This window comes from Amycolatopsis sp. NPDC051716 (genome assembly GCF_040681595.1).
GTDB lineage: Bacteria > Actinomycetota > Actinomycetes > Mycobacteriales > Pseudonocardiaceae > Amycolatopsis.
Window position 1 is genome coordinate 180,456 of record NZ_JBFAZA010000011.1, and the last position, 13,957, is coordinate 194,412.

11 protein-coding genes are annotated in these 13,957 nt (G+C 71.7%); 8 read left to right on the plus strand and 3 right to left on the minus strand.

All coding sequences use genetic code 11. From position 1 onward, the window contains the following. The first annotated feature begins 340 nt into the window (after positions 1-340). Positions 341-1,174: a hypothetical protein gene (locus AB0M30_RS17665; protein WP_364585074.1), complete on the plus strand. Its 834-nt coding sequence runs from the start codon at positions 341-343 to the stop codon at positions 1,172-1,174. A 60-nt stretch (positions 1,175-1,234) separates the two neighbouring features. Here AB0M30_RS17665 and AB0M30_RS17670 read toward each other — a convergent pair whose 3' ends face one another. Next, a complete protein-coding gene (locus tag AB0M30_RS17670; RefSeq protein ID WP_364585075.1) occupies positions 1,235-2,152 on the minus strand; it encodes a hypothetical protein in 918 nt (305 codons plus the stop codon). Positions 2,153-2,160: 8 nt separating this feature from the next. Then, positions 2,161-2,715, minus strand: a complete 555-nt coding sequence (locus AB0M30_RS17675) for a hypothetical protein (RefSeq protein ID WP_364585076.1) — start codon at positions 2,713-2,715, stop codon at positions 2,161-2,163. Between the two features lie 458 nt (positions 2,716-3,173). Here AB0M30_RS17675 and AB0M30_RS17680 point away from each other — a divergent pair, with 458 nt between their 5' ends. The 5 genes from AB0M30_RS17680 to AB0M30_RS17700 all read left to right on the plus strand — a co-directional run bounded on the left by AB0M30_RS17680 (position 3,174) and on the right by AB0M30_RS17700 (position 8,293). Beyond that, entirely contained in the window at positions 3,174-3,833 is a 660-nt protein-coding gene (locus AB0M30_RS17680) for a DUF4255 domain-containing protein (protein WP_360181584.1), read from the plus strand. Then, complete coding sequence (locus AB0M30_RS17685) at positions 3,830-5,815, plus strand: ATP-binding protein (RefSeq protein WP_364585077.1); 1,986 nt, start codon at positions 3,830-3,832, stop codon at positions 5,813-5,815. Before AB0M30_RS17680 ends, AB0M30_RS17685 begins: the two co-directional genes overlap by 4 nt. A gap of 103 nt (positions 5,816-5,918) precedes the next feature. Beyond that, positions 5,919-6,665 (plus strand): DUF4157 domain-containing protein, encoded by a 747-nt coding sequence (locus AB0M30_RS17690; RefSeq protein ID WP_364585078.1) that lies wholly within the window; start codon positions 5,919-5,921, stop codon positions 6,663-6,665. Between the two features lie 69 nt (positions 6,666-6,734). Beyond that, the gene (locus AB0M30_RS17695; RefSeq protein ID WP_364585079.1) at positions 6,735-7,532 is read left to right on the plus strand and encodes an alpha/beta fold hydrolase; all 798 of its coding nucleotides are present in this window, start codon (positions 6,735-6,737) and stop codon (positions 7,530-7,532) included. Further along, positions 7,526-8,293, plus strand: a complete 768-nt coding sequence (locus AB0M30_RS17700) for a MerR family transcriptional regulator (RefSeq protein ID WP_364585080.1) — start codon at positions 7,526-7,528, stop codon at positions 8,291-8,293. Before AB0M30_RS17695 ends, AB0M30_RS17700 begins: the two co-directional genes overlap by 7 nt. A gap of 19 nt (positions 8,294-8,312) precedes the next feature. Here AB0M30_RS17700 and AB0M30_RS17705 read toward each other — a convergent pair whose 3' ends face one another. Beyond that, positions 8,313-11,747: a hypothetical protein gene (locus AB0M30_RS17705; protein WP_364585081.1), complete on the minus strand. Its 3,435-nt coding sequence runs from the start codon at positions 11,745-11,747 to the stop codon at positions 8,313-8,315. 191 nt (positions 11,748-11,938) lie between these two features. On the opposite strand from AB0M30_RS17705, the gene AB0M30_RS17710 reads away from it, so the two are divergent. After that, positions 11,939-13,492 carry a phage tail sheath subtilisin-like domain-containing protein gene (locus AB0M30_RS17710; RefSeq protein ID WP_364585082.1) on the plus strand — a complete coding sequence of 518 codons (1,554 nt, stop codon included), beginning with the start codon at positions 11,939-11,941 and terminating at the stop codon, positions 13,490-13,492. An 18-nt stretch (positions 13,493-13,510) separates the two neighbouring features. Further along, the gene (locus AB0M30_RS17715) at positions 13,511-13,954 is read left to right on the plus strand and encodes a phage tail protein (RefSeq protein WP_013226672.1); all 444 of its coding nucleotides are present in this window, start codon (positions 13,511-13,513) and stop codon (positions 13,952-13,954) included. Positions 13,955-13,957 lie beyond the last annotated feature (3 nt).

The following is a 13,957-nucleotide window of genomic DNA, read 5'->3' on the forward strand; positions in this document are numbered from 1 at the left end:
GGCGGCCCCGGTGGCCCCCGCCGGGCCCGCCGGGCCCGCCGAGCCGTCCCGTCCGGGGACCACGGTTCTTTCCGCTAAACCGAGGACTACCTGAGCGAGTGATTTCCCGCCATTCATTCCGGCCACTCCGGCTGCGGCGAACTAGGCTGGTCCGACCCCATTCCCGGACTGTCCTCCACTCGGTGCGTACCGACGCACCGATCGGGTATTTGCGCAGGTCAAAGCCGCATCGAGACCCCATGGGGGCGGTAACGTCACCTATCGGACAGAACTTCTGCCCCGGCGTCCGGGCCCCGAATGAAACCCGGTTGCCGCACTCAGGAAGGAACCCCGAAAAATCATGTCCACATTGCGACGACTGGCAGTCGCCGGCGCTTTCGCGTTGCCGCTTTCCCTCGTCATCGCCGGGCCGTCGACGGCGCAGCCGCTCGGCTGGCCGAACGACTCCTGGAGCGCCGAAAGCTCCGGCAGCTGGGCCGGCATCGGCGGCGCGGGCACGACCGACACCGACGAAGGCACGACCTGGTGGGGACACCACTGGTCGGACTCCGACTCGGCCGTGGCCGGCATCGGCGGCGCCTACGTCACGCACAGCGGCGAGTCCGGCGACGACGGCTGGAACCACGCCTGGCACCACCCGGCGCAGGGCGGCTGGCACGACGGGGACGACGACGACTGCGATTACGACGGCGGCGACTACGACGGCGGCCACCACCACTACGTCAACGGCGACTACGACCACGACGCTCCCGACGTGACCGAGCACCACCACGTCATGAGCCACCCCGACCTGGTGAACCAGGAGCCGGCCGGCTACGTCGTCCACCCGGTCTACGCCGCCGACGACGATGACGCCGACGACGTGGGCTACTACGCCGAGCAGCACTCGGCCGGGGCGGACGGCGCCACCTCGGCGCACGTCGTCAGCCACGCGGGTGAGCACCACGCCACGTACGACGCGGAGAAGTACACGGCCGGCCCGTACGGCGCATCGTCGGAGGGTGCGCACGCGGTGGCCGTGCCGGACTACGCGGGTTACCACGCCTGGTACACCGCGGCCGGTGTGGGCGGTGCCGCCGCCCACTCGGTCACGGCGGTGGCCGACGCCACGGACGACGACAACGTCTGGGCCGACCACGACGCGGACAGCGACTTCGACTACGACCGGGGCTGACGCTCCCGATCGCAGCCGAGGCTGAGCGAGCCGGGTCCGCACCGCGCGGACCCGGCTCGCTCAGCAGGGTGCGTCCGGGTCCGCGGCCGGGGTGAACTCCAGCCGCAGGGCGTCGGTGCGTGGCAGCACCACGGCGGTCCCGTCCGCCTTGTGCCACCGCACGGGCAGGAGGAAGTACTGGCCGCCGGACTGCAGGATCAGCTTCAGCCCGGTGTACCGGTAGTGGTAGGCGGTGTCAGGGTTGCGGCAGGCGGTTTCGCGCACACCCGGCGCGGTGAGGTTCAAGCTCTTGGCGCTGTAGAGGACGGTCTCCGGCGGCCCGGCCAGCGCCGCCTCGATCTGGATGGCCCGGCCGACGCCGACCGAAGCGGAGTAGTCGGCCACGGCCCAGAAGAGACCCACGCTGACCAGCGCGAACGCCGCCAGCCACTCGGCGGTCGCCACCGAGGCCGGGAGCGGCCGCCGGGCCCGGGCCGCGAGCAGGCGCGAGGCGGACACGAGGAACAGGACGCCGAGGGAGAGCCCGGCGCCGGGCACCGAGTACGACGAGGCGAACGCTTCGGGACGCACCACGCCGACGGCCGCCACCGCGAACCCGGCCAGCCCGCAGCCGACGGCCACCGGGGTCGCGAGGCGGAGCAGCCGCTCCCACGCCGCGTCGCCGAGCCGGGCGCGCAGGAAGCGGTACAGCCACAGGAGCGTCAACACCGCGGCCAGCACGACGGCGATCGGGGCGAAGAGGCCGTCCGCGCTGCGGACCAGGTAGTCCTGCGCGGTCAGGCCGGTCGTCGAGAGCGGGACGCCGAAGTAGTCGAGGAGCCAGTTGGCGTGCTGGCGGCCGAAGAAGAACAGCAGCCCGGTCAGCACGGTCGTCGGTGCGAGCACCGAGCCGAGCAGGCGGAGCGCCTTCGACGGGCTTTCGGGCTTCGCCTCCGCCGGAGGGGCCGGGGGCCGCAGGGACCGGAGCCGGTTCGCCATCGCCGCCGCTACCCGGTGGGTTCGGGTGGCTCGGTGAAGTCCCCGCAGGGGTCGGAGAGCACGAAGGTGATGGTGTCGCCGCGGTAGATCGGCACCGACTGGATGATCCGCTTGACCGTGCAGTCCTGCCTCGGGTCCGGCGGTCCTTCGATCGTCTCCCGCAGCGTGACGCAGAGGGTGCCACCGCACTCGTCCGCGAGCTGCGCCTCGGTCACCGGTCCCAGTGCGGCGTACGACGTACCGATGATCTCGATGGGCGCGGTCCGCACGGGCGACCCCTTCGCCGGCGGTTTCGCCGTCGTGGGTGCGGGCTTGGGCGTCGGGGGATTGCGGGACGTCTTCGCGGTGGACGACCCGGCGGTCCGGGAGACCACGGTCCCCGGCGAACTTCCCGGCGCGGCGGTCGACGCCGGTCCGCTCCCGCCGGTGGCCGATTCGGCGGCCGAGGCCGTGGTCGCGGTGCCGGTGGCGAGCGGTGTTGGCGTCCCCGGTGGCGCGGGCCCGCCGCAGCCGGCCACCAGCAGGCCCAGGGCCAGGCCGGCCGGGCCGGAAATCCGTCGCATGCGCGCCACCTCGTTCTCTTGAAGCGGTAGTCGTCCCGGCACCGGGCCCGGTTACAAGATCGGACGTGAACCGGGTCCGGGCACCGCGAGCCCGGGGTCGGTGGTCGCGATCCCGCCGCCGGCAAGGACGGCTACGCCCGGTTCACCGGGATCGCCGCCGCCGCGCCCGACCGGATCCGGGCGATGGGCCACATGTGGGAGCCGCGCACCCCGGTCCGGTCGCTCATCGAGCGCTGGAACGGCGTGACTTGAACCCGCGTGCCGGCCGGCGACTTGCCCGGTGCCGGCCGGCGCCACCGGCGTGTGGGCGGTCGGCACCTTCGCGAATGCCGGGGTAAGCGGAGGCGCGTTGCCCATACGGGCAGCCGGGCGTACCCGAAGGTTTGCCGCTGCGCGGCTGGCCGGGGCGCCCGGTCGCGATCATCGTGGACGCACCGCCAGTGCGAGGAGGTCCGCCGGTGATCCACGAGGTCGACGAGGCGCTGCGCCGGCTGGTGAAGGACGAGGCGCTGCGCGGCAGCGAGGTCGACGTCGCCTTCGACGCGCCCACCAAGGACTGGGCCGCCCGGCGCAACGCGCCGACGGTGAACATCTACCTCTACGACGTGCGCGAGGACATGCGCCGCCGGTCGCGGGGGCTGCTCAACGAGTACGACCAGCGCGGCGAGGTCGCGGCGCGGCACCTGCCGCCCAAGCACGTCAAGCTGTCCTACCTGGTCACCGCCTGGACCCAGCGGCCCGAGGACGAGCACCGGGTGCTGTCGGACCTGCTGCTCGGCCTGCTGCGCCACGAAGCCGTGCCGGCCGGGATGCTCACCGGTTCGCTGGCCGAAATGGGGCTGCCGGTGCCGATGACCGTCGCGCTGCCGCCTCCGGAGGACCGCGCGTTCGCCGACGTGTGGACCGCGCTGGGCGGCGAACTCAAGCCGTCGCTGGACGTCGTCGTCTCCGCGCCGATCCACAGTGGACGCGTCTACCCGGCCGGGCCGCCCGCCAAGGAAGGCCTCAAGCTCGACACCGGCGACGGCGAGCTCCTCGGGCACCACGTGTCCGCGACCGGGGCCGTCGAAGGGCAGCGCCGGGTCGCGATGGCGCGCACCCACCGGAAGCCCCGGTGAGCCTGGAGTACCTGTTCGAGCGGCTGGCCCGGCTCGAACAGCGCATCCGCGACGCCGTCGACAGCCGTCGCGCGGCCGACCCGAACCCCGACGACCCGTTCCGCGGCCTGTACCTGTCCAACGAGACGATCGATGCGCTGCTGGACGGGCTCCGCGAGCCGTTCACGCCGTTCGCCGACTCCGTCCCGGACGGCCGGCTGCGCCTGCTCGCCGAACGCGCGGGACTCACCGGCGTCGACGTCGAACTGCTGCTGGTCGCGCTCGCCCCTGACCTGGACAGCCGGTTCGAGCAGTTCTACGGCTACCTCAACGACGACGTGACCCGACGCCGCGCCAGCGCCGGGCTCGCGCTGCGGCTGTGCGGCCTCCCCGAAGCGTCGGCCGCCGGCCGCGCCCGGCTCGACGCCGACTCGCCGCTGGTCACCTGCGGCCTGCTCACGGTGGGCGAAGACGAACGGCCGTTCCTCTCGCGCACGCTGCGCGTCCCCGACCGGGTGGTCAACCACCTGCTCGGCGACGACCGGCTCGCGCCCGAGCTCGCCGGCTGCGCGCACCTGGGCACCGAGCTCGTCGAAGTGCCCGGCCGGGAGCGGCTCGCCCGCGCGATCCGCGGCCGGGTCGGGCTCGTCTACCTGAAGGAACAGCCCGGTGGCGGGGCCGAGGAGCTCGGCGTCGGCGCGCTGGCCGAGGCCGGCTACCCGGCGCTGGTGGTGGACGCGGCGCGCTGGCAGGCCGAGCCCGGCCACGCCGAGCTCACCGCGTCGCTGCGGCGGGAGGCGCTGCTGCGGGGCGCCGGGATCGTGCTGGGCCCGGTCGAGGACCCGCGGCTGGAGGACCTGGCGCACCCGGCGATCCCGCTGGTGGCGCACGGCACCGGGGCCTGGGACCCGCGCTGGAGCGCGACGCCGCCGCTGCAGCTCGACGCGCTGCCGCTGTCCGGCGCCGCCCGCGCGGAACTCTGGCGCAGCCGCCTCGACGGCCGGCTCGCCCCGGGCGTCGACCCGGGGGAGGAGACCGCCCACTTCGTGCTGGGCCCCGGGCAGATCGCCCGCGCGGCGAAGGCGGCGTCGGTGACCGCGCTGGCCGACGACGGGCTGGTCCGCACCGCCCACGTCCGGGCGGGGGCGCGCAGCCAGAACGCGGCCGGCCTGCAACGGCTCGCGCGGCGGATCGAACCGGTCGTCGGCTGGCCCGACCTGGTGCTGCCGGCGGGCGTGCTCTCGCTGCTGGACGAACTCGCGGCCCGGGCGCGCTACCGCGACCAGGTGCTCGACGACTGGCGGATGCGCCCGGGCGGCGGCCGCGGCCGGGGCGTCACCGGGCTCTTCGCCGGGGATTCGGGGACCGGCAAGACGATGTCCGCCGAGGTGATCGCCTCGTCGCTCGGGCTGGACCTCTACACCGTGAACCTGGCGACCGTGGTCGACAAGTACGTCGGCGAGACGGAGAAGAACCTGGAGCGGATCTTCACCGAGGCGTCCGGGGTCAACGGCGTCCTGCTCTTCGACGAGGCGGACGCGATCTTCGGCAAGCGGTCCGAGGTCCGCGACGCGCACGACCGGTACGCCAACATCGAAAGCGCGTACCTGCTGCAGCGGATGGAGACGTTCGACGGGATCGCGGTACTGGCCACCAACCTGCGGGCGAACCTCGACGAGGCCTTCACCCGGCGGCTCGACGTCATCGTCGACTTCCCGCTGCCGGACGTCGCACTCCGGCACCGGCTCTGGGACCGCTGCCTGGGCGTCCGGATGCCGCGCGGGGCGGACCTGGACCTGGGGTTCCTCGCCGAGGCGTTCGAACTGGCCGGCGGGCACATCCGGTCGGCCGCGGTCACCGGGGCGTACCTGGCCGCCGAGGCGGGCCGCCCGGTGGCGATGAGCGACCTGGTCGGCGCGGTCGCGCGGGAGTACCGCAAGCTGGGCCGGCTCTGCCTCGACCGGGAGTTCGGGCCCTACCTGGCGATGGTGACGGACGGCTGAACTGCCCCTGGGGGCAGGTTTCGCTGCCCTTCCGGACGGGCCCGCCAGTCTGGCGCGCGGCGCGGCGGCGGGGCAAGCTTTACGGGCGGCGGAGGGAGCTGTCATGCGCGGGCACAGTCACGAAAACGACCTCGAACCGGCCCTGCGGCCGAAGGGCGACCGCATCGAGCGGGACGACCACGACCTCCTGGGCCGCGCGGCCGCGGCCGGCCGCACCGACGTCCTGGGCCCGGCGGGCCTGCTGGGCCTGCAGCGCGCGGTGGGCAACGCGGGGACGTCTTCGCTGGTGGAGGAGGAGCGCTCACCGGTCCACGACGTCGTCGGTTCCGGCGGCGGCTCCCCGTTGGACACCGCGACCCGCGAGGACATGGAGACCCGCTTCGGCCACGACTTCGGCGACGTCCGGGTCCACACGGACGGGGCGGCGCACGACTCGGCGAAGTCGGTGAACGCGCAGGCGTACACGGTGGGCTCGAACATCGTGTTCCAGCGCGACAAGTACGACCCGTCTTCGGATTCCGGCAAGCACATGCTGGCGCACGAGCTGACGCACGTGGTGCAGCAGCGGAGCGGGCCGGTGGACGGGACGGACGCCGGGGGCGGGGTCAAGGTGTCGGATCCTTCGGACCGCTTCGAGCGCGAAGCCGTGTCGAACGCGGACCGGCTGATGTCTTCGCCCGCACCGGCCGGCCCCGCGGTGCAGCGGTGCGAAGACGGCGGGCATTCCGCGGCTTCCTCGGAGGAGTCGGCGGCGGTCCAGCGGGAGGAAGCGCCGGAGGCCGAGGAAGGCGAAGAGAAGATGGCGCAGACCTTCGTGCAGCGTGAGGAAGAGGCCGAAGAAGAGGCTTAGGACCGCACGAGGGTCCGGTCGCCCGCGGGGTTGACCCTGACGCAGGGGCAACCCGCCAGCATGGTGGCCATGACGACGAAAACCGAGCACTTCGAGGTCCGCCACGACGGCGTCTCGATCCGGGTCTCCCGCGGTGGCCGGGGACGGCCGCTGGTCCTCTGTCCCGGGCTCCTCACGACCCAGGCCGACCTGCACGAGCTGATCGAGCTGCTGCGCCGCGACCACGGCGTGGTGGCCTTCGACCTGAGGGGCCATGGCCTCTCGTCGCCCGCCGGCCGGTACACCTTCGAGGCGTTCCTCGGCGATTTCGCGGCCGTGATGACGGAGCTGGGACACCGGGACCTGCCGTCGGCGCCCACCCTTGCCGGGCACTCGCTGGGCGCGGACTTGGCCGTGCACTACGCCGCCGAGCACCCGGACGCCGTGGCCGGGCTCGTCCTCGTCGACGGCGCGAACCCGGTGCCCGAACCGTTCGTCACCGAGGCCGGCCTGCCGGAGTTCCGCGCGATGGCGGAGGGACTGCGGCACGAGCTCGAGCGGGCCGAGGGCACTGCGCGTCAGGTGCTGCTGACCCCGCAGGACTTCCTCGACCTGAACCTTGAGCTCGAGGGGGTGCGCGCCGGGATCCTGGACCGGTACCGGAAGATCGACCGCCCGATCCACCTGATCATGTCTGCCTCGATGGCCGGGACCGGCGGCGACGAACGGACCCGGTGGCGCAACCGGAACTGGCGGGCCGGGATCGAGCGGCTCGTCCGCGAGCGGCCGCGCGTCTCGGCGTCCTGGCTCGACGCCGACCACCGGCTCGTCGTCACCCACGCTCCGGAAATCGCCGGGCTGATCCGCGAGACACTGGACCGATGCTGACCATCGGCGAGCTGGCGTCGTACGCCGGGGTGACGGTGCGCGCGGTGCGGCACTACCACGCCAAGGGACTGCTGCCGGAGCCCGGGCGCGACCACTCCGGTTACCGGAGGTACGACGCCGGTGCCGTGGTCGAGCTGATCAGGATCAGGACCCTCGCCGAGGCCGGGGTCCCGCTCTCGCGGGTGCGGGAGCTGCTCCAGGCCGGCGAGGAGGAGTTCGCCGCGGCGGTCGCCGTCGTCGACCGGCGGCTGCGGGCGGAGATCCGGCAGCGGCAGCGGCATCGCGAGCGGATCGCCCGCCTCGCCGCGGGGGACAGCTTGGCGCTGCCCCCGGAGGTGGTCGAGATCCTCGACCGGCTGCGCGGGCTCGGCGTCGACGAGCGGATCGTCCAGGTCGAACGGGACGGCTGGATCCTGCTGACCGCGTACTCGCCCGAGCGGATCCCGGAGTGGGCGGTGCGCAAGCGGGAGCGGCTCGCCGACCCGCCGCTCATCGACTTCTACCTCACCTTGGGGCAGGTGCTCGACCACACCGGCGACGACCGGGAGCTGACCGTGCTGGCCGACAGGCTGGCCACCTCCATCACGCGGCTGGCCGGCGAGCAGGACCATGCCGGCGGCATCGACATCGAGCCACCGTTCGCGGAATTGATGGACTTCTTGGCGTTCGACACCGCGCCGCCGGCTCGCCGGTTGGTCGAGCTGCTGAGGACGCGAGGCTGGACCGGCTGGACGAAGCTCGAACGAACTCCTCGCCCGTGACGGCGCGACTTCGCCGGGGTCACTCTTTCCCGTCGGGGCCGGTGAAGCCCGGGATCTCCACGTCCTTGCGGTACCGCTCGGCCGCGCCCGTGTCGGCGTCCTTGGACCCCTTCTTGCTGTTGCACGACGCGCACAGGACCTCGAGGTTGCCCGGATCGGCGTAGAACTGCGAGCGGTCGGTCTGGCCCTTCTCCCGGCCCTGCGTGTTCCAGTGCCCGGCCACGGACTTCCGGTGGTCCAGCGCGTAGTTGTCGGCGTTGTTCGGCTTGACGCGGGCGGCGACGTGCGGGGCGATGCCGAGGAACGGGACACCCGGGCAGGTGAACGTCAGCCCGTCCGGCCGCATCACCGCGGCGATCTTGGCGGCGTCGTGGCCGCTGTACTTGTGGGAGCCGCCGTAGAAGACCGCGCGGACGTCGTGGTACTCGGGCCGCAGCGTCTTGCCGTCGATCGTGTACTGCGTCTGGCTCGCGCCGCCTTCGGCCGGGGCGAGTTCGGGACCGCCGTTCGGGGTGTTGGCCAGGAACTTGAGCACCGGGAACGCCGGCCGCCCTTCGGAGCTCTTGCTCCGGCCGCCGGCGTTGCGCTCCAGCTCGTACTGGAGCGTCACCCAGCCGTCGGGGCGGACGTCGGTGACCTTGGCGACCCGGTTGGTCGCCTTCACGACGAACCGCTTGCCTAGGTAGACCTTCGCTTCGTCGACCGGCGCCATCGGCCCGAGCGGGAGTTCGCCGGTGTCGTCGGTCGGGTTGACCTCCAGGTGGGTCTTGAACTTGCCGTTGCTCGTGGGCACCAGCGCGATGGTCGTGAGCTGGTAGGTGTCCTTGATCTTCGGGAGCGCCGCTTCGACGGTGTGCTGGGTCGCGTTCGGCTTGCGCATCTCGGCGTCGGCCGCCTGCTTGGCCTGGGCCAGAGCCTGCTGCTTCTGGCCGGCACTGCGCGGGTCCGGCACCCCGCTGCCCTTCTTGCCCTTGAACTTGCTCCAGACCTTCTTGCCCGCCTTGACGATCGTCCCCACGACCGAGTCGATCACCTTGCCGACCGGGGCCTGGACCTTCTCCAGCACCGACTTGATCTTTTCCGAGATCCCGCCCAGCCCCAGCAAGCTGGCCAGGAACCCCAGCACCATCGGCAACGCTTTCGCCAGCGTCCGCTCGATCAGGCCCGCCACCGCGCCCGCGCCACCGCGGGCGATCGACTCCACCGAGTCCAGGACCGAATCCACGAACTCCTTGATCTGCGCGGCTTTGTCCACGAAGAACATGACGATGTCGTAGATCGCCTTGCAGGCCTTGATGAACGCCGCCGCCGGGTTGAGCATCGAGATGATCCAGGTGATGCCCGCCTTGACGATCTTCTCGATCACGAATTCCTTGATCTGGCCGAGCACCATCTCCTTCAGGTCGCCCAGCTTCGCGACGATCCAGCGCCACAGGCCCGGCACGCCCTCGGTGAGCAGGATCTTGACGACGTCGAGGGTCTGCTCCAGCTTCGCCAGCACCGGCTCCGGGATGAACCGCAGGATCCGCGCGCGGACACTGGCCCAGGTCAGGCCCAGCAGCGACAGGACCATCTTCAGGATGCCCTTGGCGTCCAGCGCTTCCGGGATCTCGATGCCCGCGCTGGCCAGGTTGCCCAGCAGCCACCCCTTCAGGCCGTCCTTGAGGTGCTGGACGATGTTGGCGCCGAAGTTCATGACGCCGGTCTTGACCGCGTTGACCAGGTTGCCGAGGAACTCGATCGGCTTCGCGATGATCAACCCGACCGCGTTCGCGGCCCGCGAAAGCACGCCGAGCAGCATGTCCTTCAGCTTGAGGATCGTTTCGATCGCGCCGCCGACGGCTTCCTTCGCCTTGCTCCACAGGCCCTTGTTCTCGGCCTGCAGCGCCTTGATCTCCTCGTCGACGGCGTTGCGGGCCTCGCCGTACTTCTGGGCCAGGTCCTCGACCAGCGCATCCTGCTTCTCGTCGACGGACTTCTCGAGGTCGTCGAACTGGCCGCCGAACTCCTTCGCCGCCTCGCCCGCGATCTTGCGCAACGCCGGTGACTGGGACGCCACCTTCTGCTGCACGCGGGCGCGGCCGTCGGCGATCAGCTGCTTCGCCTCGCCCAGCTGCCGGCCGACGAAGTCCGCGATGTCGCCGATGACGCCCTGCATCTTCGACTCGTAGACCTTCTTGGCCTCGAGGAAGAGGTTGTTCGCTTCGGCGGGCAAGTCGGCGAAGAGGTCGTACGCCCAGCGCGCCGCGCCGGTGATCCCGTCGTAGCGCTCGTCCTTGTACCGCTTCATCCGCGCCTGGTGGTCGGCGGTGAACGCGGCCTTGGCCTGCGCCTCGCCCGCCTCGAACTTCTTCGCCACCTGGTCGTCGAGCGCGCCCAGCACGCCCTCGACCTTCGTCTTGGTCTCGGCGAAGATCGCCTTGATCTCGCCGGTGATCCGCGCCCGGTCCTGCTCGTCCTTCGACTTCGTGGCCGACTTCGCGGCCTGGCCCCGCTGGCCCGACGACGACCGCGCGCCCGTCATGCCCGTCATCGCCGCCTGGCCGGACGCCTGGGCCGCGCCGGTCACCGCGGCCAGCTGCCCGGCCTCGGACTCGCGGACCGCGGCCGGTGCCGAAGCCGTGTGCTGCTCGCCTTCCCGCTTCGCCGCCAGTGCGCCGGTGAACTCCGGCTCGTTGGACTCGGCCAGCTGCTGCTCGGTGACGTCCGCCGCGGCCATCGCGCCCTGGGTTTCGCACTGGTCGGCGCGTAAGTCGGTCTGCTCGGGCGGCGCCTTGTCCGGGGTCGCCATGCGCGCGTCCGGTGGCGCCAGCGCCGGCGGGGCCGGTGGTTGCGGTAGCGGCGTGACCGGCTTTTCCACGGCCCGGCCGGGGTCCGGCGGTTCCTTCGTCCGGTCGGTGACGTCCTTGGCCGAGGCGTCCTTGCCGCTGGTGACCTTGCCCAGCACCTCGGTCTTCACCTGGTCCGCCTTGCCGGAGGTGGCGAACTTGTCGGCCTCGTCGAGGTTCTTCGGTGCCTGCTTGGCGATCGCGGTGTTCACCGCCGCGATGAAGGCCGCCTTGTCGAAGCCGGCCGGCTTCGCCGCGGCCATCTTGTCCGCCTGAGCGGCCTTGGCCTGCGCGTCCTTGTCGTCGGGCGGCGCCACCGCGGCGTCCTGCGCCTGCTTGACCTCCGCACCGGCGGGCGGGTGCGCCTTCGCCGTCTTGGCCTTGCCGGCGACGTCGTTCTTCAGCGACTGGAACTTCGGGTCGGACGCCGGCGTCACGCCGGGCGGCGCGACCGGGGGAGCGGGGCAGCCCTGCCGCTGCAACGCGACCAGGCCCGACACCGCCGCGTTGCCCGCCGAGGATTGCAGGCGCAGCAACCCGGGCGGCGTCGCCCGCGTCGCGGGCCGGACGGGCCGCGCCGGCTGTCCGGACGGCTCCCGTGGCGCCTTGTCCCGGCCCGTTGGCATGCGTTCAACTGTCGGCTCTGCCGGGCCGGTTGCCAACGACCGGACGGGCGGGCACGGCTGCCCGAACGGGCAGTTGCCTTTAAGGGCAGAGATCGGTTCCCGCGGGCCTAGCCGCACGGTCGTTCCGCGCAGAACGCCCTGGCAGCAGCATCGCCGGGGACAAGACTTGTGCGTCGACAAGGGAGGCACGCATGCCCACCTATCTCACGCCGGGGGTGTACGTCGAGGAGATCGAGGCGGGCGCACGGCCGATCGAGGGCGTGGGCACCGCGGTCGCCGCCTTCGTCGGCTTCGCGGCGGACGGTCCCTTCAACACCCCGACGCTGGTGTCCAACTGGGGCCAGTTCACCCAGACCTTCGGTGACTTCCTCGAAGGCTGCTACCTGGCCCAGTCGGTCTACGGCTACTTCCTCAACGGCGGCAGCAACTGCTACATCGTCCGCATCGGCGGATCGCGCGCGCAGAACAACGGCGCCGCACCGAAGCAGATCGAGGCCCGCCAGGCCGTCCTCGGCGGCTACCGCTTCGTCGCGAAGGAGCTGCCGGAGGGCAAGCAGGGCGGCGAGATCACCGTCGAGGTGGCCGAACCGACCGGCGACAACCCGGCCGACGACCGGTTCACCGTGCTGGTCAAGCAGGACGGCAAGGTCGTCGAAACGCACAACGTGACGACCAAGCGCACCAAGGAGAACGTCGTCACCGCGGTGCGGGAGAAGTCCGGCCTGATCACCATCGAAGAGGTCGCCACCGGCGGCGCGGTCAGCAAGCCCGACAAGGGCACCGCGGTGCTCTCGGCGCCGCCGAAGGAGGCGGAGGCCCCGCCGGTCCCGGGCCGGGTCGCGGCGAACGACTACGTCGGCGACGTCGCCGACCGGACCGGGTTCGGCGGCTTGGAGGCCATCGACGAGATCACCATGGTCGCGGCGCCGGACTTGATGGCCGCCTACCAGCGCGACCTGATCGACCTCGACACCGTCAAGGCCGTCCAGCTGGCGATGATCGCGCACTGCGAGCTGATGGGCGACCGGATGGCGATCATCGACCCGCCGCCGGCGCTCAACCCCCAGGAAGTCCGCAGCTGGCGGATGGACGCGGCCGGCTACGACTCGAAGTACGCCGCGCTGTACTACCCGTGGGTGCAGGTCCTCGACCCCGCGTCGGGCACCAACGCGTTCATCCCGCCGAGCGGCCACATGGCCGGCGTGTGGGCCCGCACCGACGCCACCCGCGGCGTCCACAAGGCCCCGGCCAACGAGGTCGTCCGCGGCGCGCTCGCGCTCGAGACGCACCTGACCAAGGCGGAGCAGGAACTGCTCAACCCGATCGGCGTCAACTGCGTGCGGTCGTTCTCCGGCAAGGGCATCCGGGTCTGGGGCGCGCGGACGCTGTCGAGCGACCCGGCGTGGCGCTACCTGAACGTCCGGCGGCTGTTCAACTACCTCGAGGAGTCGATCCTCGGCGGCACCCAGTGGGTCGTGTTCGAGCCGAACGACGACGCGCTGTGGGCGCGGATCCGGCGCACGATCAGCGCGTTCCTGGTGATGGAGTGGCGCAAGGGCGCGTTGTTCGGGCTCACCCCGGACGAGGCCTTCTTCGTCAAGTGCGACCGCGAGACCAACCCGGCCGAGGGGATCGACCTCGGCCAGGTCATCTGCGAAGTCGGCATCGCCCCGGTGAAACCGGCGGAGTTCGTGATCTTCCGGCTGGCCCAGATGTCCGGCGGCACCAGCCTGGTCAACGAGTAGTGAAGGGGCTCCACAGACATGGCACTTCCCGATCTTGACAAGGCGGTAGGCCACTCCTTCGGGCTCGAGATCGACGGCGTCCAGATCAAGCAGATCTCCGAGGTCTCCGGCCTCAAGATGGAGCAGGACGTCATCGAGCTCAAGCAGAACACCGCCGACGGCAAGTACGTCATCAAGAAGCTGCCCGGGCGCCCCAAGGCCGGCGAGGTCACGCTGACCCGCGGCCTGACCGAGGACAACAGCTTCGAGAAGTGGGTCAAGGACGCCCACTTCGGCAAGATGGCGACGGCCCGCAAGGGCGGCGCCATCATCGTCTACGACTACGAAGGCACCGCGCTCAAGCGCTACAAGCTCACCAACGCGTGGCCGAAGAGCCTGGAGATCGGCTCGCTGAAGGCCGGCGACACGAGCGTGCTCACCGAGAAGCTCGTCATCACCTACGAGCAGATGGAAGTCGAGTGAGCC

Coding starts and splice junctions, on each gene's coding strand:
- AB0M30_RS17690 (WP_364585078.1), top strand. CDS start 5,919: ATGCGCGGGCACAGTCACGAAAACGACCTCGAACCGGCCCTGCGGCCG.
- AB0M30_RS17710 (WP_364585082.1), top strand. CDS start 11,939: ATGCCCACCTATCTCACGCCGGGGGTGTACGTCGAGGAGATCGAGGCG.
- AB0M30_RS17715 (WP_013226672.1), top strand. CDS start 13,511: ATGGCACTTCCCGATCTTGACAAGGCGGTAGGCCACTCCTTCGGGCTC.
- AB0M30_RS17675 (WP_364585076.1), bottom strand. CDS start 2,715: ATGCGACGGATTTCCGGCCCGGCCGGCCTGGCCCTGGGCCTGCTGGTG.
- AB0M30_RS17670 (WP_364585075.1), bottom strand. CDS start 2,152: ATGGCGAACCGGCTCCGGTCCCTGCGGCCCCCGGCCCCTCCGGCGGAG.
- AB0M30_RS17695 (WP_364585079.1), top strand. CDS start 6,735: ATGACGACGAAAACCGAGCACTTCGAGGTCCGCCACGACGGCGTCTCG.
- AB0M30_RS17705 (WP_364585081.1), bottom strand. CDS start 11,747: ATGCCAACGGGCCGGGACAAGGCGCCACGGGAGCCGTCCGGACAGCCG.
- AB0M30_RS17665 (WP_364585074.1), top strand. CDS start 341: ATGTCCACATTGCGACGACTGGCAGTCGCCGGCGCTTTCGCGTTGCCG.
- AB0M30_RS17700 (WP_364585080.1), top strand. CDS start 7,526: ATGCTGACCATCGGCGAGCTGGCGTCGTACGCCGGGGTGACGGTGCGC.